This is a genomic window from Alteromonas sp. W364, assembly GCF_031846205.1.
GTDB classification, from domain to species: Bacteria; Pseudomonadota; Gammaproteobacteria; order Enterobacterales; family Alteromonadaceae; genus Glaciecola; species Glaciecola blandensis.
The window spans coordinates 1-3876 of record NZ_JAVRID010000017.1 but is presented as its reverse complement, the minus strand read 5'-3'; the positions used below and the strand labels follow the sequence as shown (position 1 = coordinate 3876).

Genomic DNA, 3876 nt, shown 5'->3' with positions numbered 1-3876 from the left:
GCGTGATGACGATGAAGACCGATAGCTATGGCCGAAGTGCACTACATTATGTGCCCGTTGATCTTCCTAAATCAGAGCAAGTCGGAAAAATAAAAGCTCTTATTAAAATGGGATTCGACGTCAATAAGGAAGATAATAGAGGTTGGACGCCACTGCACTTTGCTGCGCAAGAGAATGCTGTTGAAGCTACAAGCGAGCTATTACGATTGGGAGCCAAAGTCGATTTAAAAGACTATTTTGGCAATACTGCATTATTTAGAGCTGTATTTTGTTCAAGAGGTAAAGGGGATATTATTCAACTCCTGTTGCGTGCTGGTTCCGATCCCGACCTTGAGAATAATCATGGTGTCTCACCAAGAAAGCTGGCTAGTACAATAGGAAACTTCGATGTTAAACAGTTCTTCGAAAACGCATAACAAAACTATCAACCGGATTTGTGGAAGAGCGCCACAAACCGGTTATAGTAAGTGTTAGGTGTAAGTATAGGTATGAAGAAAGTTTCAACATCACCGTTTTTCTTTAAGAAAGTGTTTCCCGTTTTCTGGTTAGGATTTGTATTCTTATTCTTCATTGTTAGCATTGCACTGGGTGCATATGAAAAATCAATAATGTTCGTCGTTGCCCCAATAATAATGATTGTGTTTGGTGTCATTTTATTTAAGAAATTAGTCTGGGATTTATGTGATGAAGTAATAGATGAGGGTGAATCGCTTTTGATAAAAAAAGGGAAATTGGAACAGCGAGTTCTATTAAAAGATGTAGTAAATATCAACCATCAACTTAGCTCACCAGAGAGAGTTGTATTATCAGTTCGTACAAGCGGAAGTATCGGGAAAGAGTTGGCTTTTATTCCATTAATGCACATGAGAATATTTTCAAAAAATAAACACGTTATTAAGTTAATTCAGAGGGTGGATGATGCGCGTCGCACCTAACAAAACAAATGAAGACGGACAAAATACAAGAGCGGTATTTCGCCGCTTATTTGGGTGTTATACACATTAAGTATGCAGGGAGCAGTTTTATGAGCAGTGCAGAGACCTCCGTTAAAAATACGTCAATCCCTTACTTGATTTATACTTTTGGCTTAGGGCTGCTAATAATAGGTGTATTAATATATTTGGGTTACACAAATGAGCCTTTTTTGATTTCAATATCGATTGGCGCGGTTGCACAAGTCTTATTTCGGGTTACGAAAAGAATGTGGTCTAATCGATTAAATAGACATCGAACTGATGTTATGACGCCAAAGAATCCAATGATTCAGGGAATAGTAGATACATTACCAACTTTTAAAGTGTTTGGTTTGTTGTATATAGCGATGCTATTCGTATCGGCTCTTTGGTTTGGTATCGGCAGAGGGGTTGGGTGGTTGTTTGGATAGTGCGAAATGTATAACAAAAACATGAAGACGGATTTGTCAGAAGAGCGCTGCCAAACCGCTTATGTAAAGTGTTAGGTATCTCTTCAAATTTACGCTTAAACATCAAAAATAAGGATTTTATGAGGTTAGTTCTACTTTTTATTGTTTCATTTATTTCTTTTTCCACTGTTGCAGGGAAAAATTTAGAAGATAAATTGCTAAAAAACTTCCAGCTTTGCAAACATGGAACATTCGAAGAATGCTCTTCAGTTTTAATTGGCAGTGATAGCTTCAAACGCGCCTTTTTCAGTCTATTAGAAACTATGAGGCAGGATGCAATATTTACTGAACTTTATAAAAAAAGTTATGGAGTGGATGAATATGAAAAATTTAATGATGCATTTAAACTGAACATCTCCCTAATGGAGTCTGCTGATTTTAAGTTAGTGAGTACAGTAGGTGACAGAGCAGTATTCAAAGATGAAGAAGATTTCGAGATAACATTAGTCAAAGAAAATAATAAGTGGAAAATGGATTTAGAGAAGTCATTTTCAGGTCTCTTTGGAGAGATGTCTGTTGAACAATTCCAAGAACTAACGTCATTGATGTCAGGCATGAAAATTAGACTGATATCTTTAATAGAAAATAAAGCTAACGTAGATGACGTTTATAAGTCAGGTGGGCTATATTTTGCTGCGACAATTTATGATTTAGTTAACGATGACATGCAAAAGAAGTTAGACGATGTTTTTATCGAAAGAGGGCAAACTCTTTCTCAGATAAGAGGTGAGTTGGTTGTTAAATAAAGTAGTCTATTCTTGGCTGTAAAATTGATGAGGCAAAGCATAGTGCAAACGATACCTAACAAAACGATGAAGACGGATTTTCTCGAAGGGCGCGTGAAAACCGCTTATCGAATGTGTTAACTGTCTAGGATTATATGCGAACTTTATTTAAAACTGTCGGGTTATTAGTTGTCATTCTTATCGTCACAATCGCGGGCTTTGTTTTATGGTATGGTAGAGAACAAAATATAGATTTCACCAGTTATTTACGAACGCCTTTGAATACCTGCAATGGTGAAGTTGAGGTAAATACTATTGAATACGAAACCCTACTAGATTGGTTGTCAAATAATCAATCTGGTTGGACAAATAATCCAGCAACTTTTGCCCCCGGGTACTTTTATCGCTCAGATGAAATTACGGTCAGTGTTTTGGATAATTTTGTTGTAATAAATTTTTTAGCTGATGGTGAATGGAGTCAGGTTCAGAAAAGCGCAAATACGGATGCAATAAGAAATGAATGCGTTGGAAACAGTTAACAAAAAAATTGAAGACGGACAAAATACAAGAGCGGTATTTCGCCGCTTAATTTGGTGTTATGTATCTTGAGTTAATATCGTCTGTTTCACTAACAGAAGACAATAGACTAATGGTTACATTAAAAAGTGGCGGCAAACCTTCTTATCAATACATTTATAGAGAGGCTGCAGGGGTTCACTGGTACAACGAAATATCATCGTTTTCCTCCACTGAGCTTAAAGAGTGGACCGTTGATAAGTGGTTTAAACATATATTGAGTATTGTTTCTCGAATAGGAGTTTCATTGGAGTTAGCGGGTGATACGCAATGGAACGAGCTTACCAAAGATGAGATTGAACAAATTAGAAATGTTCGTCGCTATTAGTTAAATAGTATGGAGGCTCGTCCTTTCAAGAGTCACCCTCATCTGTTTTTAATAGGCTAATTTCGGGTTCGCGAGCATTGACTGTTTGGTTCACGCTACTAACCATCAGTTGCTGTATCAGTGTCAAACGAGTATTGTTTCACTTAAATGGATAACGCAAGGAAACATGGAATGTTTTATCAAGACCTCACAAAATCCAAACAACATAACAATCGCATCAACGCACTCCCTCCGGTCGCTGGGACATCATTACGTGCGGCTGCACGCAATGCTGCCCGTTATGCGGGGTGTTATATTTTCTTGAGCGATGGTTGATGTTTTGAATGAAAAATCAGTGGAAGCTAGAAATGAGTCAATCGTTTTTAGATTTAAGTTTTCTTCGCAGACCTCGATGAAAAGTGCGTTCTCTAGGCTTCATGAGAGGGTTGAATACGCTGAAATGAAGGTTAAACGTGAGGCGAAAAATCATTTTGTCCTATCTGTTACTAGAGTAATGCGGGCAAGCGAAAGTGAAATTGAGAAAGCAAAAACAGACCTAAGCGAAGATGTCCGAGGTTTTGGAGGTCACTTTCTAGATTGGAAGTTTCATAAAATTTATATTGATGGCGTATTGCAGAATAAGAAAATAAGACCTATTACTAAGTTATTGCATATATTGACGCCTGCTGGTGATGCGCGAACTTTTAGGAAATACAGAATTCCTGTCTTTACGTTCGTATCAATACTCGTTTTGTTGGCTATTTTGGAGATGCTCTTCGATGTGCAAATATAACAAAAACATGAAGCGGATTTTGGCAAAAGCGGCCAAAACCGCTTATGTAAAG

Annotated in this window: 7 protein-coding genes; all 7 read left to right on the top strand. The window is 37.5% G+C overall.

The window, feature by feature from the left end:
* On the top strand, positions 1 to 416 hold a 416-nt coding region (locus RM556_RS17195; protein ID WP_311375198.1), incomplete at its 5' end, for an ankyrin repeat domain-containing protein.
* Positions 417 to 488: 72 nt separating this feature from the next.
* Positions 489 to 935 carry a hypothetical protein gene (locus RM556_RS17190; RefSeq protein ID WP_311375197.1) on the top strand — a complete coding sequence of 149 codons (447 nt, stop codon included), beginning with the start codon at positions 489 to 491 and terminating at the stop codon, positions 933 to 935.
* An 89-nt stretch (positions 936 to 1024) separates the two neighbouring features.
* On the top strand, positions 1025 to 1384 hold the full coding sequence (locus tag RM556_RS17185; protein WP_311375196.1) for a hypothetical protein: 360 nt from the start codon (positions 1025 to 1027) through the stop codon (positions 1382 to 1384).
* Positions 1385 to 1503: 119 nt separating this feature from the next.
* Positions 1504 to 2169 (top strand): hypothetical protein, encoded by a 666-nt coding sequence (locus RM556_RS17180; protein WP_311375195.1) that lies wholly within the window; start codon positions 1504 to 1506, stop codon positions 2167 to 2169.
* Between the two features lie 134 nt (positions 2170 to 2303).
* Entirely contained in the window at positions 2304 to 2687 is a 384-nt protein-coding gene (locus RM556_RS17175) for a hypothetical protein (protein WP_311375194.1), read from the top strand.
* Between the two features lie 59 nt (positions 2688 to 2746).
* On the top strand, positions 2747 to 3052 hold the full coding sequence (locus RM556_RS17170; protein WP_311375193.1) for a hypothetical protein: 306 nt from the start codon (positions 2747 to 2749) through the stop codon (positions 3050 to 3052).
* Positions 3053 to 3386: 334 nt separating this feature from the next.
* A complete protein-coding gene (locus tag RM556_RS17165; RefSeq protein ID WP_311375192.1) occupies positions 3387 to 3824 on the top strand; it encodes a hypothetical protein in 438 nt (145 codons plus the stop codon).
* Positions 3825 to 3876: the final 52 nt, after the last annotated feature.